We start from the raw sequence: 25,696 nt of genomic DNA on the forward strand, positions 1-25,696 counted from the left end.
TGGCCTACCTTGACGATGAAGCCGATCGCGACATTGCATATGACCCGGAGCCGATAGGACGATACAACGTGGCGCCCGGTACCAAAGTGCTGTTGCTGAATGAACGCGACGAGCAGCTGCACCTAGATCCGGTTTTCTGGGGCTACGCACCTAGATGGTGGGACAAATCGCCATTGATTAACGCGCGTGTAGAAACCGCAGCCACCAGCAGAATGTTCAAGCCTCTATGGCAGCATGGCCGGGCGATCTGTTTTGCGGATGGGTGGTTCGAATGGAAGAAGGAAGGTGACAAAAAACAGCCCTACTTCATCCACCGTGCTGACGGTCAACCGATATTCATGGCAGCCATTGGCAGCACGCCCTTCGAACGTGGCGATGATGCAGAAGGTTTCCTGTTAGTGACGTCTGCGGCCGACAAAGGTCTGGTCGACATTCACGACCGCCGGCCATTGGTTTTGTCACCGGAAGCCGCCCGGGAGTGGATGCGCCAGGATATAGGCGGGAAGGAAGCGGCAGAGATAGCAGCCGACGGCGCTGTTCCAGCCGACAAATTTATCTGGCACGCTGTGACGCGCGCCGTGGGCAACGTGAAAAATCAGGGACCGGAGCTAATCAAGGCGACACAATAAAAGGTAAGAGGCCAGGCACGTCCTAAATGAGCGAGGAGCGGACATTTTATTAGGCATCTATACGCTCTCTGCCTCAGGTGTTCCCTGATGGAATACCAACTTCCATTGCCCGTTCTCAGAGAGAACCCAGCATGAAGAACGTAGGGATGCACGATTACCATCCGGATTAATAGTTCTGTAGTGCAATATTGCGAAATTATCTTCAACGCTGATAAGCCGAAAATCACTACTAAGGATAGCCGGAACACTATCTTCACCCGAAAGCGCTTCAATAGTCTGTGCACGATCAACTAATACGCCTGAGCGTGTTATTTCGCTGAATCCTTCATGGAGTACCTGTTCAAGCCATTTTCGATCTTTCCGCCGGCTGCCATGAAGAGAACATTCGAGTCTTTTTAACGTATCCAGGAGCATCGTGTTTGTCCTCATCACACTCGAACATCGACACTTAAAGCAATAATCGATGGAATGCAATGTCCGCTTCTGGCACACAGCAGATGCCTATTTTGACGCGAATGCTTTGCCCTTACCTCGCCAACAACCTAATTGTTTGCTCCGCAACTATGGTTTTTATTAGAATTCTCGCCTCTAAATAAATTGTAATATATTGATTTTATTAGATGTTTGTCAGATTCTATATGTTCAGCTCGATTTACGTACTCTAATGTTTCCAATGCCAAGGAATTTGCGGCTTCAGCAAACATCCCAGGCCACCCCGTACTCAGCATGGCCAGTCCTTTGAGGACTCTTATCTGAATCTCCCTCATACTGGCACCATCGCGCGCGACTGGAGAGAAAAAGTCCTCTAGCAGATCGATATTCTGAAGTGGTGAAACATGTACCGAAGGATATTTCACCTCTATTTCATCAGATTTATTCTGCGCGTAAGCGGAAAGTATACGAACACCTCTCCCAATGACATCAATTGCGGTTCCAGGATCATTCACTGCCGGTGAAAGGGCCCGGCAGGCTATTTCGGCCATGACGCTAAGGCAAAATCGCGGATCCTGAGCGAATGAACGTACATCCGAGACAATAATCGTCTCAAGTAAATCGGTGCTGATTGATGAGTCCTGGCACTGACTCAGGTACAAAACTGGCATGGACGGATGTATGAAACTGCCTGGCTGCGCCACAAGGTATACATGACGAGGATCATTGGTCAGTAGCTTGCTCAGTTTCACCATATCAATATATTCAACATAGCCAATCTTCTTCGGATAAACTGCAATCGTTCCTTTCGGCTGTTCATGGCTCTCAAGCCATGGATATCCGCCGAGAAAGGGATTTCTTGCTCTCGCAATAAATGTTTCGATGGCCGCCTGTTCTACTTTTGCCGTTGTCTCACCTACCCTCCCAAGAGAGGTCAAATGTTGTATCCAGCGAAGCAATGTTATGAGGATTAGGGCAATGACAATCAATGTGACAATGAATAAAATGACCCTCCCCCTTTCTCCATAGGCTCCCATATTGAGGGCAATAATCCCTACCAGACTGAAGAGAAAAGAACCGATGAAGGTGGCCAATACATTTTGTGTGGTTACGTCTTCAACAACTAAACGCGTTGCTCTGGGAGTCACATTAGTAGTTGCTGAACCGTAGGCTGTGACCATGATACTCAGCGAAAATGTTGTCACTGCTAGCATACTTGATGCCAGTATGTTCAGAATGTTATCGACTGCTTCAGCACCAACCTTCACTGAAACCGACTCAGGGATCAATGATTTGAAAAGAATAGATACTAGGGCCGTTATTATCGCTACAATTGCGAATAATGTTGCCCTGAACCATAGTTTTTTGAATGTCTGCTTCAGAACCCATTGCCAGCGAGATATCATTCTGTATTCCCTCGTATTGCGGCCGGGATAAATAATTGCCGCCCCCAGGACGGCATATTGCTATTAACGAACCAAGTGCAGGAAGTGCAGGTGTTTTTCGTACTGGTCCAGTATGTCATTAATTAACTGTTCCTGATTCCAGCCCATCACATCATAATTTTGGCCGCCTTCTTTGAGATAAACCTCAGCGCGATAATATCGATGTTGCTCTGCCTGCTGCTCATCATTGTCCATCGCAGCCAGAGCGAAGGTCGGCGAGTTATACCCGCGAAGCCTTACTTCGTAAATAAAATTCAGCTCATTGCCCAAATCGACTTCAAGGCGAATACGATCGTCGGCAGCGTCATTGATGTGACTAATCGTTCCCTGCTTGTTCAGTTCTTCCTGAACCAGCGTCATGGCTGGCTGGATAACGTCGTCCATAAAGCGTTTCACGAGAGAACGTTTCGGCAGATAAGCAATATTACGTAACCTTCTCTGCCAGGGAATGGGGTTACGTGCAGCCGTAGGAGCAATAGTCGCCATGCTCAGGCTTTCACGCTTGGTCAAATCCCGACGCAGTGCTTTTAACAGTCCGTATATGGATATTAATAAGATCACTGAGAAGGGCAATGCACTCGCTATTGTCACCGTTTGCAGCGCGCTTAGCCCACCCGCAATCAGAAGTGCGATTGCAACAATCCCCATGAGTGAGGCCCAGAAGATTCGCTGCCAGACGGGTGTGTTAGCTACCCCACCAGATGCCAGGGTATCCACAACCATTGCCCCGGAATCAGCAGACGTTACAAAGAAGACGATGACCATCGCCATTGCAATGAATGACAGAACGGAAGAGAACGGGAAATGCTCCAGGAAATTAAACAGTGCCAGCGCGACATCCTGCTGAACGGTATTTGCGAGATCGGTCGCCCCCTGATTCATAATGAGATAGATTGCGCTGTTACCAAACACCGTCATCCACATGAGCGTAAAGCCGGCGGGAACAAACAGCACGCCGGTGACAAATTCACGAATGGTTCGGCCACGCGAGACCCGTGCGATGAACATCCCCACAAACGGCGACCATGAAAGCCACCATCCCCAATACAATAATGTCCAGCCCCCCAGCCAGTTGCTCGACTTAGGTTCATACGCGTAAAGGTTGAAGGTTTTACTCACCAGTTCCGAAAGATAACCGCCCGTATTTTCCACGAATGACTTCAGCAGAAGCACGGTTGGTCCCAGACACAGGACCAGCGCCAGCAGCAACACCGCCAGGCCCAGGTTGAGTTCTGAAAGAATACGTATTCCCTTGTCCAGGCCGGACACCACCGAAATCGTCGCTAATCCCGTGATGACCACGATCAGAATAACCTGCACCGTTTCATTAATGGGCACCCCGAAGAGATGGTTTAAACCGGCATTCACCTGCAAAACCCCGTACCCCAGCGATGTCGCAACGCCAAAGACCGTGCCGATAACGGCGAAAATATCAACCGCATGGCCTATAGGACCATAGATTCTATCTCCAATAATAGGATAGAGTGCAGAACGCAGCGTTAAAGGCAGACCGTGACGATAACTGAAAAAGGCTAAGATCAGCGCCACAATGGCATAGATTGCCCATGCATGCAGACCCCAGTGAAAGAAGGTCAGACGCATTGCTTCCTTCGCTGCCGCAACAGTCTCTGGGGTGCCGACGGGAGGCGAAAGATAATGCATCACAGGTTCGGCAACGCCAAAGAACATCAGACCGATCCCCATCCCTGCCGAAAAAAGCATCGCAAACCAAGAATGGTAGCTGAAATCAGGTTGCGCATGGTCCGGACCCAGCTTGATATCACCGTAGCGTGAGAGTCCCAGGAAGGTGACGCTCAGTAAAATGAGTGCCACCGCAAGGATGTAGAACCAGCTGGCATTCGTGAATATTTGTTGCTGAAGTAATTTAAAATTTTTGTCGGCTACATCCGGGAATACAGCGGCAAAGGCGACAAGAAGGAAAATTAACAAAGCAGATGTAAAGAATACCGCTTTGTTAATCTGGCTTTTAGACTTCTTTGGGATAGTATCATTTTCACTCATATTTATTCATTCCATTAACTTAGATCCGCTTAAGATGATAGGCATTGCCTCTCATAGAGTAGCAAAAACCCGCAGTAAATGGAGCATATAATCAGAAGTTACGTCGTGGTAATATTCTCATAGGCTTTCTCCGATTTTGTATGCGGTAATACTCTCTCATCACAATTATTGAATGTCCCATGGCTAAGGCTCCTGTAATGGTTTAAATCAGCTTAGATACAGGAAATTTTTTATAAAGCGTGCACACCGCTACGTCGTAAATAATCGCCACCTGCTTTCTGTCCACGCCGTTTGAAATCAACCTGCCAGCCTGCGCCCATTGCTCCGGTGTTAGCTTTGGTCGTCTGCCGCCTATGCGCCCTTTCTCCCGGGCTGCCGCCAGTCCTGCCCGGGTGCGTTCCACGATTAACTCCCTCTCCATCTCTGCCAGGGCTGACATGATGTGGAATATGAAACGCCCCATTGGGCTGGAGGTGTCTATGCTGTCCGTAAGGCTTTTGAAGTGGATGCCGCGCTGCCGGAGTTCGTCCACCAACAGTACCAGGTTCCGCATGCTTCGCCCGAGGCGATCCAGCTTCCACACCACCAGCGTATCGCCCTCATTCAGCGTTCGCAGAAGCTTTTTAAGCGCTGGCCGGTTCGCTACCGTTCCGCTCATTTTTTCCTCAAAAACCTGTTCACATCCTGCGCGTTCGAGAGCTTGTCGCTGAAGATCTGTGTTTTGGTCATTTGTTGACACCCTTACGTAGCCAATTTGCATGTTTTTCACCCAATATTTTCTGCAAAAAAATCAGGTGAAGTTATCGGCATGGCTACCACAGGGCAATCTATAAAACCTCGGTTTAGGAAGTAGTGCGACTAAGAACGTTGGAACGTCAGTGGGAAATGTAATGGAGGTGGGCGCGTTTGGGTTCGGAGGCAAAGGAAACTCATTCAACGCAGATACAGTTGCTGAAGTATGGGCAAACCTCATGGATAAAGGTTCTCGTGTATTTCGTAACAACAAAACTGTTAACTCACAAACATCTTATGCTGCATCGCTATATTTTGCAGCTGAAGATACGCATGCGATCATCAGCGTTGCTTACGGAACTGGGGTGGTGGGGGTCTTGGCAAGAAACACCTCAGGAACCTCCGCAACCTCAACCTTTAACATGCTTTACGGCACAGCCAACACGACCCGCGCCAGCGACGGTACACTGAAAGCTGCATCGCCAGTGGTGGCGATATTCTCGGATGGCTCATACCGGACGAATGACGAATCGGAGGGCTGCACTGTAACCCGACTGGCAACCGGCCAATATCTGGTGGAAGGGTGTCAGGGGCTGAACTCAGACGCAGCATGGGGCGGCATCGATGGAGGTTTTGACATCCCAACCGATCGCAACAAGCAACCGCTTATCTGGCTGGATTATGAGGTTAACGCCAATGGCTCTTTACTGGTGAAAACCTATCACCGTACTCACCCTGATGCGCCAGCTTTCGGCAGGAACGAAATAGACGGCGTAAGTGATGGTGATCCTGTGGACATTCCCGGCGACCAGTTCGTGTCTGTGCGTGTCGAAATGCCAGCCGATTCTTTATACAACCAAAAAGTCAGTGCGGCAGAGCTGGCCATGACTGCTGATGCGGGTGAATAAAGGTCGGTTTGGGAAACAGCGCTACACGAGACGTTGAAAGTCAGTTTTCCCCAGGTTCCGCGTATCTGAACGGAGCTGCTGTCATGGCCCAGGTTCATCGAGATTTCCGGCAACTCGCCTCGTATGATTTGATTGCTCAATACCCACTGGGTATGTCCTTTGGCATTCAGTATGGAGGGAATGGGTGGGGTGGTAATGGCAGCACAGATACTTACACCGGCATGTTAACCTTGCGCGGATGGCATGACTCATCTGGTGGTGGCTATGTTTCCTGGCAGTTAGCCTCAACGTCGCAGGGGCTGAAATACCGCCAGGGAAACGGGACTGTTACTGGGCTAGCTAACGTTGGTTTTTCAACCACGCATACCATTTACTCAACGCAGAACACCACGAAAGCCAGTGACGGAACGCTTAAGGCTGCCTCCCCAGTTGCCCGTATTGTGAAAAGTCAGGAGGAATGTCAGCGCACTGATATCGATGAACCAGGCTTTGTCTGGTGCGGATGTGGTACGGCGAACGCCGAGGCGGAGGGAATAACCCTTTCCCGCCTCGATGTTGGTGTTTACGTGCTCACCGGTTCAGCAGGACTGGCGTCTGAGGGATGGCAGTTACTGCCACCAATGGACCCTGGCGGCATGGGGGAGCTGGGTGTAGTTGAGGCAGAGCAAACCGAAAACGGCGGACTGACTATCCGCCTGTTTAAACGAAAATACCTGCTGGGCGATGAGGGGGAGATCGTCAAAACGAAAGGGAAACCGATGGACGTGCCGGTGAACAGCTGGATCGATGTTCGCCTGGATATGCCTGATGATTCTGCCTTTAATCAGATGATGAATCAGAAACTTCAGCCATAGCTGCACGCTGATTCCAGATACTGTTTTGCGGCATCTCTACACGGACACTGACAAACTGATCGGCCGGAATATCGGCCGGTTCGCCATCCACAAAACCTTCCCGTGAGTTCCTCGCAAATATCGGTGCTGACGGGTATTCCCGGTGGAATGTTTTCACCAGCACTGACCCGTCGGCATTTACCTCATAGTCAAGCCAGATTAGGGCCTGCCCATTACGATCTTTAGGGATATCGAACCCGCCATCAATCCCACCCCACGCCGCATCTGAATTCATACCCATGCAGCCCTCGATCAGATACTCTCCGGCTTTCATGCGAGTTACAGTACAACCTTCTGATTCGCCATTAGTCTCAAACGAACCGTCTGCAAACAGCTTAACTACCGGGGAAGCTGCTTTTAAGGTGCCGTCACTAGCTCTGGTGGTGTTACCAGTGTCATAAACTCGTAACCATGGAAGGAATGAGGCGCTTTCTCTTGCCCTCCACCACATACCCTGGTTTCCTCGCCCCCCAAGCTGAAAGCAGTAGGATGAATCGGAACTATGAGCGCAGTTTATCCCCATAAACACAGCAGTAGCTGAGGGGCCGTCATAAGGGCTACTTAAAAATCGGCCATCGACAGCTATATCCCAGCCAGCATTACTATTACCCGGCCCGCCCAAGCCAAAATCTCCCCGGGATAACATCTGTCCTGTCGAGCTGTAAGCATTCCGTGTAGCACTGCTTCCCAAACCGAGGTTTGTGCGAGAGTCTTCTGCCGTTGTTGCCCCGGTCCCACCCTGACTAATTGGGATAGCTCCATTACTTCCTTTCTGCGCCAGTTTACCGATCGCCGGAATGGTTATACGAGTGCCGTTGATGGTAACGGTGATGTTCTGGTTTGCTGAGGTGGTGGCAAATGTCTCCCAGGCGCCGATGTTCTCGTCATACTCGTTGATGAGCTGAGACATACTCTGCGCCAGGCCATCGACCGAGAGACTATCAGTAACAAGAATGCCGTACTTCTGGCCGCTCAGCGCTGGAGACGCCGCGGGTGTAATCGTCAATGACGTCGCACTGTTGATGGCCGTGATCTGAAACATCTGTACCGGGTTAGAAAGAACAAACAACGTCTGGCCAACCCGAATCTGGCTGGCCGGTGCCGTCCAGTTCGTGCCGGTGCCGGTGGCGGTATTTCCGTTAATGGCGATGGTGCCAGTGTTATAAAGCATATTTTCTCCAGGCAATAAAAAACCCCGCCGGAGCGGGGTTTGTTCAAAACTGAATGGGTTAGTGGCAGGTGGTGCTGGTGAACGTGTTGGCGCTCACCCATGACCAGTTAAAGGGATAACCGGCGCGGTACTGCGTCTGATTGTTTTGTTTACGGACTCCGTAGATCTGGACGCTGCTTTCCTGCCCGCCGACCAGGGCTATTCCGGTGCATACGGGCTGCTGCTTCTCAATAACGCCAGCGCAACCGGAGAGCAATACCGCTACCGCCAGGCAAAGAATCATATTTTTCATAGTGGTTATATCCCAGGGCATTCATGAAGCTACACAATAACAATATGAATCAACGGGATATAATTGATTTGGTAGATCAATTATTCAAAATTGATCGTTCAAAACGATCAATCATAGTTGGCGCAGTTGATGGCCATAATCACGTTCCTCAGATTTGAATACGCGACGTTTTGAAGGTTGCCGCCAGGGGTTGTCTGCGGCCTGGCGAATAAAGCCGCTACCATCGCAGCAGTCACATCTGCGAACGCTTGCCGCACTACGGGCGTAATCCTGGAATGCAAAAGCACACATAATTTCGAGAACGCGCTGCCGGACTTTTTCATCGAGTTCTTTAACTGATTTAAAGCGTCGGCATAGGTCCAGAGATGATCCATAAAGTGCCTCCATTGCCCGGTCAGGGCTACTGATACCAATTTTTGCAAGGTATAAATCGAACCCAAACCCACACTTGGCGTTAACCAGTCCAAGCGCGGCCATAACATCAGTTCCGGTCAGATTGTCGGTGGCAGTCGCCCTCGAAGAGTCACTGAACATCGGTGATTTTGGCGAGAAATATTTAGCGATTGATTCGAGGTTCATATTGCAGCTCCTGCCAACTGGTTAATGCGAATAAAATTACGAAGGATGCGGTAGTCCACCAGCACCGATCCCGGGCGGCGGTAAATCCGAAGGCGCTGCCAGCGCGCGCGGAGTATCTCAAGCGTTTCTGGCTTCATCTGGCCTCCTCGATGATGATTTGCCCGGTTTCTCCCCAGATTTTGGTAACCCGTCCGTCCCAGACATGGCTATCCTCGTCAAACACTGCATCAAGCAGAGCTTTTTCCAGATTGTCTTTGTCCGGCTTTTGTTGATGAGGACGGCCGACATATTGCGCCCGCTTCGTCTTACTCCAGCTCTTTGGCATGGGGATGACGAACGTGACGTGATACCCGGACTCTGGCAGGCGGATGCCCAGCAACCGGACATGTTCTTTGTATGCCCAGTACGCTGCTGTTGCTGGCCGTTTATGCCATTGGTCGCGCTGAGTCATTCGGGGTTTGCCAATCGGCGTAATTTCGTAAATTTTCATGCGGGCACCACCAGCCCACGGCGGGCAACTTCAATCACTGTCAGAACAATCGCGCGGTCCATAAGCTGCCGACGCTCCTCCCTGTTCAGCTTATTCCCGTTATCAATGCTGTCATGACAGTAAACGCAGAGTGCAGCTGTCGCACAGTCATCGGTTTTTAATCCCATGCCTTTTGACTCATTTCGGTGCGCAACTTGGGTTCCCCAGGCACCACACAAAACACAGCATTCAATCTGCCCGACGGCGGCAAGCCACTTTTTATTACGATAAGTTTTTTGCTTAAGCATCATGCACCCCATACTTAAACGAATAGCCATGGCTGCTACGGTATTTACCGTTGCAACAACGAGGAATGGAACCAGATGGAATGTTTAGCGTGCGCCCAGCCTCAGCCGCGCTACCAAAATGCAAGGTTTCGCCATCACTCAATCGTGTGGCAATAACGGACCTGGAAGAATGATGTTTTGCGCCGGTCTTATTTTTATGTCCTCCTGATGGTTTCTTATACAGGACATCAAACGAGTGACGTATATTTTGCTGACACGTGACCCATTCCAGATTGACGACTCTGTTATCATCTCGAATCCCATTGATGTGATTGACCTGATCACCGTTTCCTCTAGTTGTAGAAAGAAAAACTGAAGCAATAAGTCTGTGCAATTTGGTGCGAGTACTTTCACCATTTTTCACCAAGCTAACTGCGACATAGCCTTTATTACCGTCACGATATGGTTTCAACACCCTCCCCATCACCGTACGCCCACGACAATCAACACGGTCAAGAGAACGAACCCGCCCTAAATCACTAACCTCATAAATGCCTTCATATCCGGGAATGCTTTCCCAATTTTCTTCAATAGCCATGATCACCCCCACATCCGTTGACGAAGTGATCGCGGCGTATGTTCCAGGCGAGCACAAACCGGCAACCGGGCACTGACCGTCCAGGTCAGGAAATCAGGATTGAGGCTTTTTTCGGTTCTGATACCGCGAGCCCGATAAACTGCAATCAGGCTGTCGGCCTGTTCACTGGTGCATTCCGTATGGTGAAAATATGAATACTTCATTCCCGTCACCCCGCGAAGCTCATGAGTTGCGCAGCGGCGTTCTCCGCCTCGCGCTGGTCCCTGAATGCTTTGGATAATATCCAGCGCCAGAGGACATCAAGCGCGGCCTTGTACAGCTGCTGGAACTCAATTTCGTCCATGTTCGCGAATGAGATGCTGCGAGGATGTTTCTGAAGGGTGCCATCCGGAAGCTTTATGGCGTCGTAATGCCCGGCCTGAATCGTCACCCAGGCGCGGTATGCATCGAAGGATTTACAGAGGCTGATCCCGTTCGTGACGCGGCGACTCGCAACCTGCTCAAGATAGTGCTCAGCGGCATCCAGTAGTGCGCCTTCGTTGCCGCCGTAGGTAGCCAGGAATTTAGCGTAGCCGGTTACCAGCTTGCGCTCATTGGAGGATATCGCGCCGCCGGTTGGCTCCCAGTATTCGAAGCCCAGATTCAGCAGAGCGAAAAAGCGTCGGTGAAACGCTGGATTGCGCACCTGTTTAAAGTCGGCCACCAGCACAGCGCCGAGCTTAATTTTTGATTGCAGTAAATGGCTGGTCTCCGGCGTAGCCGGGATCAGGATCCCTGAGGACTGCTTAATGAGTTGTAACTGCGCCATGGTGTTCACTCCGTGGCGCATCAATGTCAGGTTGCTGGTTGTTCAGGCCAGCTCAAGAATTATGATTGTGTACGTAGTGACAAGTCAATTTTTAGAAGCCATTTCCCTTACAACTTCCATTATAGTTTCCTTCGACCAGTATCGATCGTCACTGCTTAGTTTTCTATGAGTTATGGAACTGTCGTTGCTGGAAATTATATACCTCTCTTCCGCCCTCATACTGAATGTCAGCAGCTCTTTTCCTTTCCCATCGGTTATGGTCACTCGTAGATCTGACTGAGCTACACCCTCCACGAAATCCCCCTGAGCGACATACAGACGCGATTAGAAATTGTCGGCAGCAGCATCAAAGGGATTCGCAAATTGCGGTATTCTGAAAATGCGCGCTACCCCTGTATGCAATCTTAATAAAACCAGTCGTCAGCACTTTCCCAGGTTTCCTGAAGGATCCCCTCGACCGTCTTCTTTGCGTCCTTCTCACCGCCATAAACACTTAACCCATCAGTACCTGCGCGTCGGATAACCAGGCTGCAATTATCAAACCGGTTATGTAGTCGTTTCAGCAATTCTTTCTCAAGCGACGGCACAGCTCCATCTGGAAGTTTCTTAGTTCGATCAATGGTTAATTCAACTTTCATAGTAGCCTCCTTTGCAAATACTGTATTTTTATACAGTAAACCCGCAGAGCAAAATGATCAACGCCTTATGAGCACAAATTGTTAAGAATCAACTTTTAGGAATTTGACGACAATGAAATATATGATTCATAAATCAATAACATACAGCTTTGGCGGGGTGAGTATGACTTAAGTCTGTGTAAATAAACACTTCCTTATGGAACGCATATTGATTAAAATCCGCGCGCTATACAGGGCCTTCAGACATGAATTTGTGATTTGAAGTAAAAAATCAAGCTAAAGTTGATGGCTTTTCCTCCGATAAAGATATAAAAATTAATTTACATTTATCGTAGTGATGACCAATCAAAGAGTTTGGCATCTAAACTGAAGTTCAGGGAAAACTAAATCAGCTACTTAGCTGCATTTGATATTAGGAACTGTATGTTTGCACAGCGAAAACAACTTTACACGCAGTTAGAAGAAATGCGTGGCTCAAAAGTAATTACCTATGTTACGGGTGATAGACAAGGCTTAGGGTCGCAGATTTCATCCGATGCTTTTGATCTCTTCGCTAACCATTTAGATGAAATCGGTGACACACAAAAAATCACTCTTTTTATCTATACTTGTGGTGGCGACATTTTAGCAGCCTGGAGTATTGTGAACCTGCTTCGCCAGTTCTGTAAGGAACTCGAAGTTGTTATACCGGCAAAATGTTTAAGCGCTGGCACGCTAATGTCACTTGGCGCCAATAACATCGTTATGACTAAGCAAGCCACTATCGGTCCGATCGATCCAAGTGTTAACGGGCCTCTGAACCCACAAGTAAATTTCAATGGTCAGATACAACCGTGGGCAGTCAGCGTTGAAGAAATCAAGGGTTATATTGCTGTAGCAAAAGAAGAATTCGGAATTACGGATGATGCAGGTCTAGCTAAGATTTTGCACGCTCTTAGCGAGAAAATTCATCCATTAGTACTTGGACGTGTCTACAGAACTAAAGCGCAGATACAAATGTTAGCCAGAAAATTACTTGTTAATCAGATGGATAACGCTGAAAACGTGGATAAGATAATCAGTTTCCTTTGTAGTGAATCTGGAAGCCATGATTACACCATTAATAGACTAGAAGCGATGGAGCTCGGGTTGAAAATTGAGAAACCCGATCAAGAACTCTACCGCATTATTAAAGATATTTATGATGATATCAAGGAAGAGCTCCAACTTGGACAACCCTTTGATGCGAATGCAGTTTTAGGTGTCTCTAACGCTCAAAAATATGATGCTGTGAGATGCTTAGTGGAAGCACCAGATACGTTTTCATATCAGTTTAGGACTGAAATACAGTTAAATCGCAACGCAGTTGTTGTTCCTAATGGTACTCAACAACTAACCGTCAATAGCACTATTTTGAAAGAAGGGTGGAATAAATATGACCAATAATGGAAGCACTGCTACACAGTACTTGGCGTACAATCAAGGCGCTACAACTACTAACCAGTATGCTGGCTTTCGTACCTCTACTCCCAACTCAGCGGGCTCACAGTCAGTTAATGGTCAACAAACAACTCAGTATGTAACTACAACGACCAAAACCCTTGGTTGATTTTCGTAGTAATGAGAGATAAAAGCCTGCTAAGCAGGCTTTTATCGTTTTAAGCTACTCTCTCAAAAGCACGACACATTTCAGGTAAATTTGCTTTTACTAACGCCTCAGCAAATGGTGGCGGTACCGCGTTACCGCAGCGGGCCACCTGCTTATCCTTCGCGTACTTCACGCCGCGGAAATCCCTGTCGATGATGTACCACTCCGGGAAGCCCTGCGCCCGGTATAGATCATGCGGTGGTTGCAGCATGCACATGCCAATATCGACTATGCGATATACCAGGACTTTGATAAGCAGTTAGAGTCGCAGTGTTTGCGCAGAAATTCTTAGTCCTGCTGTGGACGCTGCTCGTTGTCCCCATACATAGCCGACAATGATTTCCCTTCACCGTCTTGCGCCCCGCCTGCGGTACAATCGGCATTCGCTGGAAGATGCACTGCCCTTACCGGCAGGTCAAAAGTAGTTTCTCCAGATGAGATGTGATCGATGCGTGGCGATTGTTGAATGACATTCTTTTGGCTAATTATCAACGGACTTTCATAGAGAATGAAAACTTTGAATTACACGACTCAAAGATCTTGGAAAAGGGGGTTAACGGTTAAGGATGTTAACTATATGTTACACGCAACTTAAAAATAAACACCAGTAGTTGACGATTCTTACGCAGATTGCGCGATATCATGTTGCGCAATTCTGACCTTTCATTGAAGAAATCATCACTCGATCAAATTTTGAATTTTTTTTCTTAATTATTGACATGTCTTCCAGGCCTTACGGTACGAGGACTTAGCCTTTTTTACTCTTTTACAACCTCAATTTAACGTCAAAATCAACCCTTGTGCTGAAAAGATTCCTTACTAGAATACTCATCATATAGCGCAATTATTTTTTGCAAGCCCTATATATAGTATTTAAACATTTAAATTTTTACGGCCTGCCGGAAATGAAAAAACCCGGCTGATTAGACCGGGTTCTTCAATCGGTAACTGGAGGTGAGAACTCCACTTACCGTGCCAAATGTATCTGGCGACTGAAGTTAGCTTAAACAAATGAACTGAATTCTTCAAGCGAGGGGACGGAACAAGAACGCTTCCGGACACTTTAGATAACCTTGAAGATTGATATGCAAGTAAAATTTTTTGCCAGGGTTTTTGGTGATTCTTGAACCCCACCCAACCCAAAATCGTGCTGAATGTATCTGGCGACTACTGATACAGCAACTGCAAAGGCAAGCCCAGGGGTATTTGCGGCGAGGCGCGATGAACAAAGAGGAAGCTGCATAGCATTGCTCCTGTTGATCTTAAAACTCGCGCCCCCGGTGACGGCCATCATTACGGCCCTGCGGGGATACTTCAAAGACCGCTAACCCTAAGCCTAGGAGGCTATTATGGTTGCATTGCTGTTGAAAATCGTACCGCCGATGTTCGTGATCATTAACGCGATCATTGAGTACGTAAACCAGCGTCCTTAAGCCTGGTTTTGAAAAGGCCCGGAGTAGTGGGCCTTATTAACTTCGTTACAGCAGCTCATCTGGGATTGGTTTCACACCTGAGCTTTCAATGAACTGGATTATCTCCTGCCCAGTTGTGCTACGACCAATGGCTACCGCGTAGACGTGCCCGTTATGCTGAATATGGTCAACCTCAAAGGTTTTGAGGGGAGTGCCATTGTTTACACAACCAGCAGCCTGAACGGTAACTTCTCCTACAAGCAACTTTTGTTTGGGATAATCGTCCATCTTGATCTTCCCATCGAGACCGCGACCAATCAATAGATATTCAACTTTCACCTAGCATCCTCCTGCTTCTGATAACCGGTTCGTTGCCTTTCGGCAAAATGATAGAACGTTCCCGATAATATCTTAGACACTCAATAAAATACTCTCGGTACTGCTCAGGTTGTTCTCAGGCCATCTGCTCCGCGATGACGGGTATATTCAAACACTCTTTGTAAACAACGCTGAGGCGGAAAGATCAACGTTAACCTTATCGCGATCTTCCTGCGGCTTTGCAGCAATATTCCATTCAGACATCAGTCAGCAGTCCTCCCTCTCTTCTTTCTGGTCTCATAAGGAGATCTAAAACCATCAACAGATTCAACCTCTCCAGCATCAAACCGTTTCGCATTTGCAATTTGTGATTTCCTCCAGAACTTTTTATGTCTTTTCATTGAAGCTTTATATTTTTCTGCTGGAGTCATTTCTTCGTTAGACATAAAACCCCCTCGGTTATTTGAGGGGATTATAGATCACTTCTGCTGCGGTGATGCCGCTATCATCCGGCGATACACATCGTAAGTTCCGAATTGTTCATCACCAGCCTCAAGAATTTCATGGGTGGGTTCTTCTGGCACCATCACCCAACCATCCGGAATCACCGGAGAGTTGCCGCTCACAGCCTCCTGAAAGCGTCCAAGCTCCACGTACTCCTGACATGACCAACCGCCATCAATGAAATCGCGAGCTTCAACAGCGTCGAATGTGAATGATGTTTCGCTGCCGGTTGGCGAGGTTAAGCCGTACAGGTCTGCTACCGGCTTAAACTGCGTGACCAGAATATTTTCCGTAATATTTTGTTGTGAGTTTTGTTGTCGATTGGCAGCTCGCTCAGCCTTCAACGACAGAGCAAGATACTGCTCCATCGACGTTTTGGCTCCGGCAATAATCTCGTCCAGCACATCATCAGTCAGGTCTTTATCTGTCATCATCGCAGTATATCCTCCACGCCAATCAACCCCTTCCTGCTCAAGTAGTCCATTGCATCGCTTTGTAACTTACTATCAGGATTGGCCTTTCTGAGTGAATGGGCTAAACGCTTAACCCACATGACCAACTCGCCCACGCTTTTGGTATCCTCATTAGTGAGGGCACCATCGGCACCCTGAAGAATGGCGGTGACAGCGTTGATAGCCTCAACTTGAGGCATCTCCATCATGCGATGATCGCTCGTTACTATGAATGGCGCAGAGTGCTTAAGCATGGCGGCGCGGTGGGCTTTCCAGCCGCCACGGAAAGTGTCGTCAAAGTCGTCATCTTCCATGAACCGACGCTTATACTCTTCTCGTGTCAGCTCGTCCGGCACAAATACTGGCACTGGCTGAGCGGTGTAAACAGGCATAACGTCGCTTTGCCCTTTATTGCTCTCGTCAGTCAAAGACCAGAACAGCCTGCCTGCCGGATGCTTGAAGATGTACGCCACCGGCTCCGCTTCGAGCGTTGACAGCGCTAGCTTCATCGCAGCAAGCGCCATCGCCGCATCTTCGTTTACTGCGCCGGGCACAGCATCGCGCTCTTCTTCAAGCTCTGCGATAGTCTGATTTAGCCATTCTTTTAGGGGAGTATTCATCATTTCAAACCCTCCAACATTGGCAGCCGGTACGCAGCTACCGCTTTGTATTCTTCTCCCGGTGATTCTGCCATTTCGTTGAGGGCGCTAATTTCTGAGACTAAGGCGTCCTCGCCATAAGCAACGCAGAACTCATCTAAATGCGCCTCACCTTCAGAATCAGCTATGGCATACAGGAATGGCTCGGCCTTCAACACTGCCTGCGCGATTTTAGCCAAGCATTTATCCATCTGCGCCAGCTTGCTCTCAGGGAATCCGGCAACCATAGCGAGTCGCATTTCTGTGCGCGCAATCAACTGCTCTTTGGTGAATTCTTTGGTAATTGTGCTCATGCAGCCGCCTTGTTGTGTGAAAAACGTTTCAGGTCAAAGTCGATAGTTGCCCGCTGGTCACGGAAAATTCCGCAGCGCCCGTGGCGAACTAGACCACCCTGCTCTACCGCTACGCGGAGATATTTCTCCGCCGTGGTCCGGTGCAGGCCGAACATCGCAACGACGTCATTCGTGGTGATGCGCCCCTGCTCCTTCACCAGTTCGATAATTCGGTTGATGATCAGAGCGCGTTCTTTGTCGGTTTTCTTTCTGGCCATCGGTTATTCCCTCCCTGTCAGCTGATGCACGAGATTTCTGTGGCGACCAATAACACGAACCGCGTCACGCAGTTTGGTCAGTTGCTCCAGCTTGTTTCTGGTGCGGCGGATTTCGCGAGAAATGTCCCTCACCGCTGGTACAGCTTCGACTGCGGCGCGCCCTTCGGTGAACGAGGGGATTTCACTCACGATCTGTTCGACTGGTTTTGCTTCTTCCGGCGCGGCAGGTGCCTCCGGTACCGGTTCTTGCTTAACGGGTTCTGTAACAACAGCAAGGGACCAGGTAACGCCTTTACCCTTCCCGTTCTTCACCACAACGCCCTGGCGCTCCAGCGCGCGAAGAACAGAGACCATTCCGCGGGCATTGCGATTGACGGCCGCAGCCAGCGAAACTGTCGTCATTGCCCCCTGCTCACGCAGCTGCTGTCGGACGACATTAGGATCAACGGGTTCCGGCTCCTCACCTTTCAGACGCGGGGCCTGATGAACAGGTGCCTTTGGCGTTGACTGCTGAGACTGACCTTTCACAGTACCGAGGAACCAGCCGCCGTCTCCAAAATCGCATAACCCCTGATCACGCTGCTCACGTAACATGGTGAGCGCATCAACCGGGTCGATTTCAAGACGGTCAGCAACTTCGCGGTATGTCGCCCGCCCCATTTTTTCCAGTACCTGAATTACGGTTTCCATGTGATTTCCTCTCAAATCAGTCCAGCGTCTTTCCGCTGTTTGTATTTCGCCATCAGCATCTGCGCCGGAGTCGGGCCTCGATCCTGATCTGGTGCGGTTAGTGCCCGGCGTACTGGTGGAACAGGTTTCCCATCGAGAACACGCATTTCCCAGTCGTGGAGTAGATCGCCAGCAACGCGAACAAGTTCTTTCTCGCTGAGCTGACCGTAAGTACCGCGTCTGCGCAGTTCAAGGCAAATGTGATAGAGCACGGGCTGGCTCCACGGGTATTGCTCACTGGTCGGGTAGCGAAAAACCAGCTTTCGCCAGCGCCAGTATTCGGACATGACATCGTCAACCGTGATACCGAGAGCGCCATGACCTTCCCGACACCATGCGATGAACTGACCAGGCGACGGCAGGAACGGGCGTTCCTGGCGACGTGCAATGCGCAGCCCGGCGTTTACCTGTTCCATGGTGGTGATCCCATTTTCACGAAATGCCTGAGCCCACTGGCGGCGCAGTTCGTCAAACTCAGACTGGTCGCTGAAGCTATGCACGCTGGCCGGGAATGTTGCACGCAAGGCGCTAAACAGCGCGTTGAAGATTTCAGCGGTCTGCTCGGCGGGCGTGTCCTGCGCATCCGGCAATTCAGGCATGCCGCGTGCTATGCGCGCAAAATTTTCACGGTCTATGCTGACCATCTGCTCAGAAAGACTTTTCATCGAACACCCCGTTAATCCAGTCTGTGTTGTTGAAATCGACCTTGCCCTTCGCAGTGGTCTTCGTTGGCTGTCCACCGCTGCGCAGGCGCTTGGTAGTTAGGTCGTCCCACTTCCTGCGCAGGCTTGACGGGCTCAGGATGTTGTCTTTCCAGAAATCATCCTTGTTGGCCCACTTGAACAGATCGCAAATCTCGAAGTGCGTACGTTTGTCCTGGACGCGCATCAGGCGGATTGTGTTAGCCCATTCGACCCATTTCGGTTCGCTCAGGCTGGCATTGACCGTCAGGCGCAGGGAGTGTATCCAGCGAGCGGCTTTGAGATCGTCAGCAGTACCCCATGATTTTCCTGCCGGGGTGTAGATTCCGTCGGCAGCTTCAGGGTGACGAGAGAGGAATTTTTGAGTCGCCTCGTTTCGGGATTCTTCAGAATTCCGAGACGAAGAGATCTTATTATTTATATTGTTGTTATTATATTGTTGTTCATGATGCGCGGGGAATTGCGCGGTCTTATGCGCGGGTAAATGCGCGGCATGACCCTCGCAAGCCGCGCCACTACTGGCTTCGTCATGCGCGGTGATATGCTCGCCGTTATGCGCGGGGAATTGCGCGGGTAAATAGTCTATTTTTTGAGCATATTGCTCATAATTTGTGATGGTTATCACAGTGCCTTTTCGCTTCTCTCCAGAACGAGAAATCATTCCTTCGCGTTCGAAAACATCAAGCATCCTGTCCACGGCGTGACGACTACTCGGCTTCCCTTCCCGGTCGCATAATTTCAGCCCCAAATCGGCCGTTGTGGTTACCAGTTGTCCGGTTTGTAAGGGCCATTGACGGCCTTTAAAGTTCGCCGTGTAGGGCTGACGTGCAGCACCCAAAAGAAGGTTCTCCCACAACGTGCGCAGGAACACATCTTTCGCCCAGGGCTTCTTCAGTACGCTCCGGTACAACGGGATGAATCCGGTCTTCTGGTTCTCCATCCGGTTGCTCCTGATGGCACTACGTGCCGCAAAATCGGCATAAGCGACATTTGACATGCTATGCCCCTTTAGCCTGGTGTTTAGTACATGCGTTTGTCATAATGACCTCGCAATTACGTCCCGTTTTTGCACCCGAAAGCCGTTGGTGCCCCCTCACCGCGGCTTTCACCCTTTTAGAACAGCCCCTGCTGCTTACCGCGCTTGATGCGCTTCGACTCAAACCGATTGGCGGCACTGTCTGTTTTTCTGCCCATAACTTCGCGTGACGCAAAACATCATCGAAAATTCTCCCCTTACGACTTGCCTGAGACATTCGCTTGTACATATCGACGGCCTGAAATGCCCCCCCCTGCGCCACAGCTGCGGTGAAGCCCTGCCGGATAAGTTCTTCGCGAACGTGCTTTTCAATAAATTTGACATGATTCACTGCACACCTCACATGACGCCCGGGCCCATGACTGCGAGACCACTCAGAACCTGAACAACAGCCTCCCCAGGCAGAAGCGCCAGCAGGTGTTCAATGCCCTCCCTCACCTCTTTCACCAGCTGGTGCTGCGGCGCCCTCAGAATCACCGCGCGTTTCGCTTCGCCGATCTCCTTCTCCATCGCTGCATAGCGCGTCATAAAGCAGTCCTGAGGTACCAGGCGGCCACGGAACTCAAGCGGTAGAACGGCGATGATCGCGGGCGACAGCTGGCTGATGTTTTTGCGCGCATACTCCGTATCACCATCGAGCCAGCGGAAGAGTTTCTGACGCTTACGGCTCAGGTCTTCGGGAAATTCCAGCCCGGCGCCGCCCTGTCGTTCCCACTCCTCAACGATGATCCCGGCAACGACATCCTGGTTATCCAGTGACGCAGCCCAGGCACGAACGGCGTCGCGGATCTGTTCGTGCTTATCTGCCGCGCCTGGCTGATTGCGATTTATCATCGCCCCCGGATGTAATCCGGTATTTTGTTGATATGAAATGGAGTGCATGGTCAGGACTCCTGATGTGGAAGGCCGTCAGTAGGGTTTGGATATGCCACAGGGTCGATTTCATGAGGTGTAACCTGCCACTCAAGAATCCGACAGAGTGGCAAAATACGACCGTGAGGTATCTTTCCTTTCCGAAGCCACTTACCGACGGCCTGTGAAGAAATGCCAAAGCATTCTCCAATGCCTACTTGCGTCATATGGCTACTGATTTTGTTTTTAAGTTGGTTATCCATTTGTTGACCTGTGTGTTCGTTTATGGTGGCAGGAGAATAACATTTAAAACTTTTGGTTCCAACAAAAATCAAACCAATAGTTCTGATGAACTATAAAACCATTGGTTGTAAAATGAAAATATGAATAAAACTCCTCACCCTGTGTTTGCCAAAAGAATCCATCAAGTGATGGAGGAAAACGGCTGGAGCATGGCTGATTTAGCCAGGCGCGTGATGCTTTCACATACCTCAGTGCGTAAATGGGCGAATGGTGCAGCAGCTGCAAGCGGCGATCGCCTTAAAAGGCTGTCAGCCGTAACTGGTAGGCCTGAGTACTGGTTCTTTATGGAACCGGGAACAGAAGGGGAGAATGGAGAAGAGCTTCCGACATTACCTCGCGTTCTTGATGAACAGGAACAAACCCTGTTATCTCTCTTTAATCAGTTGCCTGAAGCTGAAAAGCTCCGTTTGATCATCCACACCAGGGGTGTGGTGAAAGAAATGGACTTACTCAAGAATGATGTTTACGACATCATGAACGATCTCAAGAAATAGCCCCATTCCCGCCTAGTACAAAAACATGACACCTCTACGGTGTCTTTTTTTACCCTCAAATAGAACTTTGAGTTCCATTTTGGCTTTACTTATCGAACCTTTGGTTGTAATCTTCAGTTCATCGACAACAAGCGCATCGTTGTCAGGTGATAAACGTTCCGCTGGCCGGCGACAAGGCAAAGAGGATGAAATGATTGATTTTGCACGCAAACCAGCACAGCAGCAGGCCGTTCGCCTCAACTGGATTACAGTCAGAATCCGCCAGCTTTGTTACTTACTGGCTCAAAAGGGTACTCCGTAATGAACACTTTATTCGCACTGGTTCTGACTGTTATCTCCCTTAACGGTGAATCGCAGGATGTCGTTATCGATGTCTATGACAACCAGCAACAATGCCAGGCAGCTGCTGTTGAGCAAAACGTGAATTGTGAGTGCTGGCCTGTCGAGGGAATTATTCGTAACGGCGAGATCCCGGCAAGCCTGTAAGGAGCGGAAATGAAGAAAGAATGCGGATACTGCCGCAAGCCTTTTGAAGCGGTGAAAGAAGTTAAACGCACCTTGCTTTATTTTTGTGGCAATAATCTTGCCCGTAAAGAAAAAGAGTATTGCTCAAAACAGTGTGCTGAAAAAGACCAGATGGCACACGAAGCGTAATTAGCAGCCCTGTAATTTGAAAATAAAAATTCGCCATTTATTTGGCGTGGTTTCTTACACCCTGAATAAACCAAAAGGAACATTTTATGGAAATCGTAAAAGTCGAATTAAATCTGAAAGCAATTAACAAAAGCATCGCTTTATTCAACTGCGACAAGAAAGTATCTGGCCTGATTCATACCACTGAAAACGGCGAAACCACCGTCGTACTTGATGGGGGTTATGTTCTTGACTCGTTCAACTGTCCGCACTGCGCTATCGAGGCTATCAGCTTGCTGGCCGTGAAAATTAAAGATGGTGAAAAGAGCGGGCACGGCAGCTATCGCCAGCACAAGCGCAACTTCATGGAGCGTGCATTTATCACTGTCCATTAAAAAGCCCACCGAAGTGGGCCTGCCTGTCCGGTCTCACCGACCAAAGCGAACCGGACATCCCCAGGTAAATACGAGGTGTCTTTCAGGCACCTCCAGTCTACACGATAAGAGGATTATGTGTCATGACTAACACGAACCCTGTATTTCTTGTTCGAAGAGCAAAAAAACATTCTGGTCAGCCTGATGCAGTTTTATGGTGCAGCGAGAACTTTGAAACCGCTAATGCCACCCTGGATTATTTACTGCTTAAGTCCGGTCGCAAATTTAAAGACTATTACAAAGCGGTCGCAACTAATTTCCCTGTTGTAAACGAACTTCCACCGGAAGGCGAAATCAGTTTTACCTTCTGTGATTATTATCAGCTCGATAAAGGCAAAATGAACTGGGAGCAGATCCCTGGGGTTTCTCTGCCCGAGCATCCTGCAACACAAAAAGCGGAAATGGCCGAAGCCACGGTCGTTAATGGCGTTGACACGTCTACTGGTGAAATCGTCGACGAACAGGCTTTTAACGAGGCTGATGCAGTTCCTCCGACCAATTCTGATCTGAAGATTGACGAAGGCGACGACGAAAACACGCGCTACCCTATCGTGCAGATGTCGTTCCGTAAGCAGCTGCTGTCGCAGCTTACGTCGGATGAACTTCGCTACCACCTCACGCAGGCGGAGTATCAGGAAATAAGCACGCTGGAAATGGACACTGATAACGGGTACGTCCAGAACCTGCTGCTGGCCGCCACCAGCGTAGAAAAAATCCAGACTCTGGATATGCCATTCCTGTGGAAATACACCAGAGCCGTCAGAGACGTTTTTGATATGGAGAAACGTCACGAACTCTCTCTGATTTTGAAGTTTACGCAAGTATGGACTGAAACGTCCCACCTGGATCGCGGCCTGCTGGTTAAAGAGTGGTGCAAAGGTAATCGTGTATCAGCTATTCAGCGTACTGAAAGCGGCGCGAACGCTGGAGGCGGTAATAAAACCGATCGTAACGAGTCACTCAAGCACGATATGGACTCTCTGGATATTGAGATCGCACTTGCCACCCTGCCAATGGACTTCAACATCTATGAATTACCCGGCAGCGTTTATCGTCGCGCAAAAGAAATCGTCAAGAAAAAAGAAAGTCCATTCAAAGAATGGTCCGCAGCACTTCGCGCAACACCGGGTATTCTGGACTATTCCCGTGCCGCTATTTTTGCGCTTATCCGTGAAGCTGGTGAGCATTTAGCGCATTTTCCTGACCGTTTGCGCGGCTATATCAACTCCAATCTGACAGAAAGCGATCACGCAAACCCGACAGCAGAAACCCTAACCGCTGCACGCCACATACCAGAAAAAGATGCTGTTGAAGAAATTAACCGCCAGCTTGCAGCAGAGCGCGGCGAATATGTCAAAGGCATCAGTGACCCAACCGATCCGAGATGGGTAAACACCCGGACTCAGCCAGAAGTTGAAAATCTCGGTGGAGGTATTTACTCCATTGATGGCCTACTCAACCAAAACACCTCAAATGAAGTTGAAAAACCGGAAGTGGGGACCACCAGCAATGTGCAGGTTCAAAACAATATCGGTAATGAAGAACAGGCTGGTGATGCGATGCCGTCGGGCAAAGAAGCTGTGCAGCCAGACGAAAGCGGTGCTGGCGCTTGTGAAGAACCAGCTACCGTAGAGCCGTCTGCCGATGAGATTCTGGCCACCAGCGCGCCGAGTCTCGCCAGCCAGGATCGGGATGATGCAACCCAAATTCCTGATTCAGTAGACCAGAACGAGTCAGGATCGGCACAAAACGACCCAGAAGTGCATCAGGAAGAACCAGCTGTTGAATATCCTGCTTATTTCGAGCCTGGTCGTTATGAAGGTTTACCAAATAACGTTTATCACGCAGCGAACGGGATCAGCAGCACGCAGGTAAAAGACGCCCGCGTCAGCCTGATGTACTTCAATGCGCGCCACGTTGAAAAAACCATCGTCAAAGAGCGCTCCGCAGTTCTGGACATGGGCAACTTAGTGCATGCGCTGGCGTTGCAGCCTGAACAGCTGGATGCAGAGTTCAGCATTGAACCGGTTATCCCTGAAAGCGCATTCACCACCACGGCGACACTGCGCACCTTTATCGATGAGTACAACGCCAGCCTGCCGGCGCTGCTGTCTGCCGACGACATCAAGGTGTTACTGGAAGAGTACAACGCCACCCTGCCCGCTCAGGTGCCGCTGGGCGCTAGCCTGGAAGAAACAGCGCAGAACTATATGACGCTGCCAGCTGACTTCCAGCGTATCGATGCAGACCAGAAGCAGACGGCAACGGCAATGAAGGTATGCATCAAAGAGTACAACGCCACCCTGCCGCCGCAGGTGAAAACCAGCGGTAGCCGCGACGCGCTTCTCGAACAACTGGCGATTATCAATCCTGACCTTGTCGCTCAGGAAGCGCAGAAGCCACAACCGCTGAAAGTCTCTGGCACGAAGGCTGATCTGATTCAGGCCGTGAAGACAGTAAAACCAGATGCCGTGTTTGCCGACGAGCTGTTGGATGCCTGGCGCGATAACCCGGAGGGGAAAGTGCTGGTCACCCGTCAGCAGCTGAGCACCGCATTGAATATTCAAAAAGCGCTTCTGGCTCACCCGACCGCCAGCATGCTGCTGACCCACCCGAGCCGCGCCGTCGAGGTGAGTTACTTCGGCTTTGACGAGGAGACGGGCCTGGAAGTTCGTGTGCGCCCGGACCTCGAGATCGACCTGGACGGTGTACGTATCGGCGCAGACCTGAAAACTATCAGCATGTGGAACGTAAAGCAGGAAAGCCTGCGCGCCAGACTGCACCGGGAAATCATTGACCGCGACTATCACCTGAGCGCGGCCATGTATTGCGAAACCGCGGCGCTGGACCAGTTCTTTTGGATATTCGTCAACAAAGACGAGAACTACCACTGGATCGCCATCATCGAGGCATCCGCAGACCTGCTGGAACTGGGCATGCTCGAGTACCGCAAAATGATGCGCGCTATCGCTACCGGCTTCGACACTGGGGAATGGCCAGCTCCGATCATCGATGATTACACCGACGAACTTAACGATTTCGACCTGCGCCGCCTCGAAGCGCTGCGTACTCAGGCATAAGGGGGATAT

General features: G+C 49.8%; 35 protein-coding genes and 2 pseudogenes. 9 read left to right on the plus strand and 28 right to left on the minus strand.

Annotated features, from left to right (window positions below):
* Nucleotides 1–629, plus strand: a 629-nt coding sequence (locus IMQ56_RS18300; protein WP_196065237.1) for an SOS response-associated peptidase, incomplete at its 5' end; no start/stop codon positions are given.
* Nucleotides 630–686: 57 nt separating this feature from the next.
* Here IMQ56_RS18300 and IMQ56_RS18305 read toward each other — a convergent pair.
* The 4 genes from IMQ56_RS18305 to IMQ56_RS18320 all read right to left on the minus strand — a co-directional run bounded on the left by IMQ56_RS18305 (nucleotide 687) and on the right by IMQ56_RS18320 (nucleotide 5,288).
* On the minus strand, nucleotides 687–1,058 hold the full coding sequence (locus IMQ56_RS18305; RefSeq protein ID WP_314296224.1) for a nuclear transport factor 2 family protein: 372 nt from the start codon (nucleotides 1,056–1,058) through the stop codon (nucleotides 687–689).
* Nucleotides 1,059–1,171: 113 nt separating this feature from the next.
* Complete coding sequence (locus IMQ56_RS18310) at nucleotides 1,172–2,467, minus strand: DUF2254 domain-containing protein (RefSeq protein WP_058662284.1); 1,296 nt, start codon at nucleotides 2,465–2,467, stop codon at nucleotides 1,172–1,174.
* Nucleotides 2,468–2,530: 63 nt separating this feature from the next.
* Entirely contained in the window at nucleotides 2,531–4,528 is a 1,998-nt protein-coding gene (gene betT / locus IMQ56_RS18315; protein ID WP_058662283.1) for a choline BCCT transporter BetT, read from the minus strand.
* A 202-nt stretch (nucleotides 4,529–4,730) separates the two neighbouring features.
* Nucleotides 4,731–5,288: a recombinase family protein gene (locus IMQ56_RS18320; protein WP_058662286.1), complete on the minus strand. Its 558-nt coding sequence runs from the start codon at nucleotides 5,286–5,288 to the stop codon at nucleotides 4,731–4,733.
* Between the two features lie 130 nt (nucleotides 5,289–5,418).
* Between IMQ56_RS18320 and IMQ56_RS18325 the strand changes: the two genes are divergently transcribed.
* Together IMQ56_RS18325 and IMQ56_RS23045 are read left to right on the plus strand one after the other, a co-directional pair.
* Nucleotides 5,419–6,168, plus strand: a complete 750-nt coding sequence (locus IMQ56_RS18325) for a hypothetical protein (protein WP_058662470.1) — start codon at nucleotides 5,419–5,421, stop codon at nucleotides 6,166–6,168.
* 83 nt (nucleotides 6,169–6,251) lie between these two features.
* Nucleotides 6,252–7,022, plus strand: coding sequence for a hypothetical protein (locus IMQ56_RS23045; RefSeq protein ID WP_230326205.1), 771 nt, complete (start codon nucleotides 6,252–6,254; stop codon nucleotides 7,020–7,022).
* Here the strand turns inward: IMQ56_RS23045 and IMQ56_RS18335 are convergent.
* The 10 genes from IMQ56_RS18335 to IMQ56_RS18375 form a co-directional block, all read right to left on the minus strand.
* The gene (locus tag IMQ56_RS18335) at nucleotides 6,988–8,232 is read right to left on the minus strand and encodes a phage tail protein (RefSeq protein ID WP_196065239.1); all 1,245 of its coding nucleotides are present in this window, start codon (nucleotides 8,230–8,232) and stop codon (nucleotides 6,988–6,990) included. The genes IMQ56_RS23045 and IMQ56_RS18335 overlap by 35 nt on opposite strands.
* A 58-nt stretch (nucleotides 8,233–8,290) precedes the next feature.
* The gene (locus IMQ56_RS18340; RefSeq protein ID WP_058662431.1) at nucleotides 8,291–8,524 is read right to left on the minus strand and encodes a hypothetical protein; all 234 of its coding nucleotides are present in this window, start codon (nucleotides 8,522–8,524) and stop codon (nucleotides 8,291–8,293) included.
* Nucleotides 8,525–8,635: 111 nt separating this feature from the next.
* Nucleotides 8,636–9,103, minus strand: a complete 468-nt coding sequence (locus IMQ56_RS18345) for an antitermination protein (protein WP_230326206.1) — start codon at nucleotides 9,101–9,103, stop codon at nucleotides 8,636–8,638.
* Nucleotides 9,100–9,240 carry a YlcG family protein gene (locus IMQ56_RS18350; protein ID WP_023295205.1) on the minus strand — a complete coding sequence of 47 codons (141 nt, stop codon included), beginning with the start codon at nucleotides 9,238–9,240 and terminating at the stop codon, nucleotides 9,100–9,102. Before IMQ56_RS18350 ends, IMQ56_RS18345 begins: the two co-directional genes overlap by 4 nt.
* Entirely contained in the window at nucleotides 9,237–9,593 is a 357-nt protein-coding gene (locus tag IMQ56_RS18355) for a RusA family crossover junction endodeoxyribonuclease (RefSeq protein ID WP_045629605.1), read from the minus strand. Before IMQ56_RS18355 ends, IMQ56_RS18350 begins: the two co-directional genes overlap by 4 nt.
* The gene (locus IMQ56_RS18360; protein ID WP_045629606.1) at nucleotides 9,590–9,880 is read right to left on the minus strand and encodes a hypothetical protein; all 291 of its coding nucleotides are present in this window, start codon (nucleotides 9,878–9,880) and stop codon (nucleotides 9,590–9,592) included. Before IMQ56_RS18360 ends, IMQ56_RS18355 begins: the two co-directional genes overlap by 4 nt.
* Nucleotides 9,873–10,457 carry an NUMOD4 domain-containing protein gene (locus IMQ56_RS18365; RefSeq protein ID WP_045629607.1) on the minus strand — a complete coding sequence of 195 codons (585 nt, stop codon included), beginning with the start codon at nucleotides 10,455–10,457 and terminating at the stop codon, nucleotides 9,873–9,875. Before IMQ56_RS18365 ends, IMQ56_RS18360 begins: the two co-directional genes overlap by 8 nt.
* A gap of 2 nt (nucleotides 10,458–10,459) precedes the next feature.
* On the minus strand, nucleotides 10,460–10,660 hold the full coding sequence (locus IMQ56_RS23050) for a hypothetical protein (protein WP_072047913.1): 201 nt from the start codon (nucleotides 10,658–10,660) through the stop codon (nucleotides 10,460–10,462).
* A gap of 5 nt (nucleotides 10,661–10,665) precedes the next feature.
* The gene (locus IMQ56_RS18370; RefSeq protein ID WP_096946573.1) at nucleotides 10,666–11,265 is read right to left on the minus strand and encodes a DUF1367 family protein; all 600 of its coding nucleotides are present in this window, start codon (nucleotides 11,263–11,265) and stop codon (nucleotides 10,666–10,668) included.
* 404 nt (nucleotides 11,266–11,669) lie between these two features.
* Nucleotides 11,670–11,903, minus strand: a complete 234-nt coding sequence (locus IMQ56_RS18375) for a DinI family protein (RefSeq protein WP_045629610.1) — start codon at nucleotides 11,901–11,903, stop codon at nucleotides 11,670–11,672.
* A 423-nt stretch (nucleotides 11,904–12,326) separates the two neighbouring features.
* Here IMQ56_RS18375 and IMQ56_RS18380 point away from each other — a divergent pair, with 423 nt between their 5' ends.
* Nucleotides 12,327–13,328: a serine protease gene (locus IMQ56_RS18380; protein WP_045629611.1), complete on the plus strand. Its 1,002-nt coding sequence runs from the start codon at nucleotides 12,327–12,329 to the stop codon at nucleotides 13,326–13,328.
* 212 nt (nucleotides 13,329–13,540) lie between these two features.
* Here IMQ56_RS18380 and IMQ56_RS23055 read toward each other — a convergent pair.
* The 14 genes and pseudogenes from IMQ56_RS23055 to IMQ56_RS23070 all read right to left on the minus strand — a co-directional run.
* Nucleotides 13,541–13,991: pseudogene (locus IMQ56_RS23055) on the minus strand (DNA cytosine methyltransferase); the annotation flags it as partial.
* 602 nt (nucleotides 13,992–14,593) lie between these two features.
* Nucleotides 14,594–14,773 carry a hypothetical protein gene (locus IMQ56_RS18385; protein ID WP_223862071.1) on the minus strand — a complete coding sequence of 60 codons (180 nt, stop codon included), beginning with the start codon at nucleotides 14,771–14,773 and terminating at the stop codon, nucleotides 14,594–14,596.
* Nucleotides 14,774–15,008: 235 nt separating this feature from the next.
* The gene (locus IMQ56_RS18390) at nucleotides 15,009–15,281 is read right to left on the minus strand and encodes a hypothetical protein (RefSeq protein WP_045629613.1); all 273 of its coding nucleotides are present in this window, start codon (nucleotides 15,279–15,281) and stop codon (nucleotides 15,009–15,011) included.
* Nucleotides 15,271–15,524 (minus strand): annotated as a pseudogene (locus IMQ56_RS23060) (DNA polymerase III subunit theta). Before IMQ56_RS23060 ends, IMQ56_RS18390 begins: the two are co-directional and overlap by 11 nt.
* Entirely contained in the window at nucleotides 15,524–15,706 is a 183-nt protein-coding gene (locus tag IMQ56_RS18395; RefSeq protein WP_006808975.1) for a hypothetical protein, read from the minus strand. The pseudogene IMQ56_RS23060 and the gene IMQ56_RS18395 overlap by 1 nt, the downstream one beginning before the upstream one ends.
* Nucleotides 15,707–15,739: 33 nt before the next feature.
* The gene (locus IMQ56_RS18400; RefSeq protein ID WP_052954178.1) at nucleotides 15,740–16,198 is read right to left on the minus strand and encodes a hypothetical protein; all 459 of its coding nucleotides are present in this window, start codon (nucleotides 16,196–16,198) and stop codon (nucleotides 15,740–15,742) included.
* Entirely contained in the window at nucleotides 16,195–16,839 is a 645-nt protein-coding gene (locus tag IMQ56_RS23065; RefSeq protein ID WP_052954179.1) for a hypothetical protein, read from the minus strand. The genes IMQ56_RS18400 and IMQ56_RS23065 overlap by 4 nt, the downstream gene beginning before the upstream one ends.
* The gene (locus IMQ56_RS18415) at nucleotides 16,836–17,168 is read right to left on the minus strand and encodes a hypothetical protein (RefSeq protein WP_045629614.1); all 333 of its coding nucleotides are present in this window, start codon (nucleotides 17,166–17,168) and stop codon (nucleotides 16,836–16,838) included. Before IMQ56_RS18415 ends, IMQ56_RS23065 begins: the two co-directional genes overlap by 4 nt.
* Entirely contained in the window at nucleotides 17,165–17,425 is a 261-nt protein-coding gene (locus IMQ56_RS18420; RefSeq protein ID WP_045629615.1) for a DUF977 family protein, read from the minus strand. Before IMQ56_RS18420 ends, IMQ56_RS18415 begins: the two co-directional genes overlap by 4 nt.
* Nucleotides 17,426–17,428: 3 nt before the next feature.
* Nucleotides 17,429–18,115: a DUF1627 domain-containing protein gene (locus tag IMQ56_RS18425; protein WP_045629616.1), complete on the minus strand. Its 687-nt coding sequence runs from the start codon at nucleotides 18,113–18,115 to the stop codon at nucleotides 17,429–17,431.
* Nucleotides 18,116–18,126: 11 nt separating this feature from the next.
* Complete coding sequence (locus IMQ56_RS18430) at nucleotides 18,127–18,819, minus strand: replication protein P (RefSeq protein WP_196063633.1); 693 nt, start codon at nucleotides 18,817–18,819, stop codon at nucleotides 18,127–18,129.
* Nucleotides 18,803–19,795, minus strand: coding sequence for a replication protein (locus IMQ56_RS18435; RefSeq protein ID WP_100397258.1), 993 nt, complete (start codon nucleotides 19,793–19,795; stop codon nucleotides 18,803–18,805). The genes IMQ56_RS18430 and IMQ56_RS18435 overlap by 17 nt, the downstream gene beginning before the upstream one ends.
* A gap of 435 nt (nucleotides 19,796–20,230) precedes the next feature.
* Nucleotides 20,231–20,773, minus strand: coding sequence for a toxin YdaT domain-containing protein (locus IMQ56_RS18440; protein WP_048219611.1), 543 nt, complete (start codon nucleotides 20,771–20,773; stop codon nucleotides 20,231–20,233).
* A gap of 2 nt (nucleotides 20,774–20,775) precedes the next feature.
* Nucleotides 20,776–21,006: a hypothetical protein gene (locus tag IMQ56_RS23070; protein WP_017693528.1), complete on the minus strand. Its 231-nt coding sequence runs from the start codon at nucleotides 21,004–21,006 to the stop codon at nucleotides 20,776–20,778.
* Between the two features lie 120 nt (nucleotides 21,007–21,126).
* On the opposite strand from IMQ56_RS23070, the gene IMQ56_RS18445 reads away from it, so the two are divergent.
* From IMQ56_RS18445 to IMQ56_RS18465, 5 genes are all read left to right on the plus strand, one after another.
* Nucleotides 21,127–21,540 (plus strand): helix-turn-helix domain-containing protein, encoded by a 414-nt coding sequence (locus tag IMQ56_RS18445; protein ID WP_017693529.1) that lies wholly within the window; start codon nucleotides 21,127–21,129, stop codon nucleotides 21,538–21,540.
* Between the two features lie 300 nt (nucleotides 21,541–21,840).
* The gene (locus tag IMQ56_RS18450) at nucleotides 21,841–22,026 is read left to right on the plus strand and encodes a DUF1482 family protein (protein WP_100397158.1); all 186 of its coding nucleotides are present in this window, start codon (nucleotides 21,841–21,843) and stop codon (nucleotides 22,024–22,026) included.
* Between the two features lie 9 nt (nucleotides 22,027–22,035).
* Nucleotides 22,036–22,194 (plus strand): YdaE family protein, encoded by a 159-nt coding sequence (locus tag IMQ56_RS18455; RefSeq protein WP_165777824.1) that lies wholly within the window; start codon nucleotides 22,036–22,038, stop codon nucleotides 22,192–22,194.
* 86 nt (nucleotides 22,195–22,280) lie between these two features.
* On the plus strand, nucleotides 22,281–22,568 hold the full coding sequence (locus IMQ56_RS18460) for a DNA breaking-rejoining protein (RefSeq protein WP_100397159.1): 288 nt from the start codon (nucleotides 22,281–22,283) through the stop codon (nucleotides 22,566–22,568).
* A gap of 122 nt (nucleotides 22,569–22,690) precedes the next feature.
* Nucleotides 22,691–25,687 (plus strand): RecE family exodeoxyribonuclease, encoded by a 2,997-nt coding sequence (locus IMQ56_RS18465; protein ID WP_196063634.1) that lies wholly within the window; start codon nucleotides 22,691–22,693, stop codon nucleotides 25,685–25,687.
* The last annotated feature ends 9 nt before the right edge of the window (nucleotides 25,688–25,696 follow it).

This window comes from Enterobacter sp. Res13-Sevr-PEC09-46 (assembly GCF_015672585.1).
In the GTDB taxonomy this organism is placed as follows: domain Bacteria; phylum Pseudomonadota; class Gammaproteobacteria; order Enterobacterales; family Enterobacteriaceae; genus Enterobacter; species Enterobacter hormaechei_C.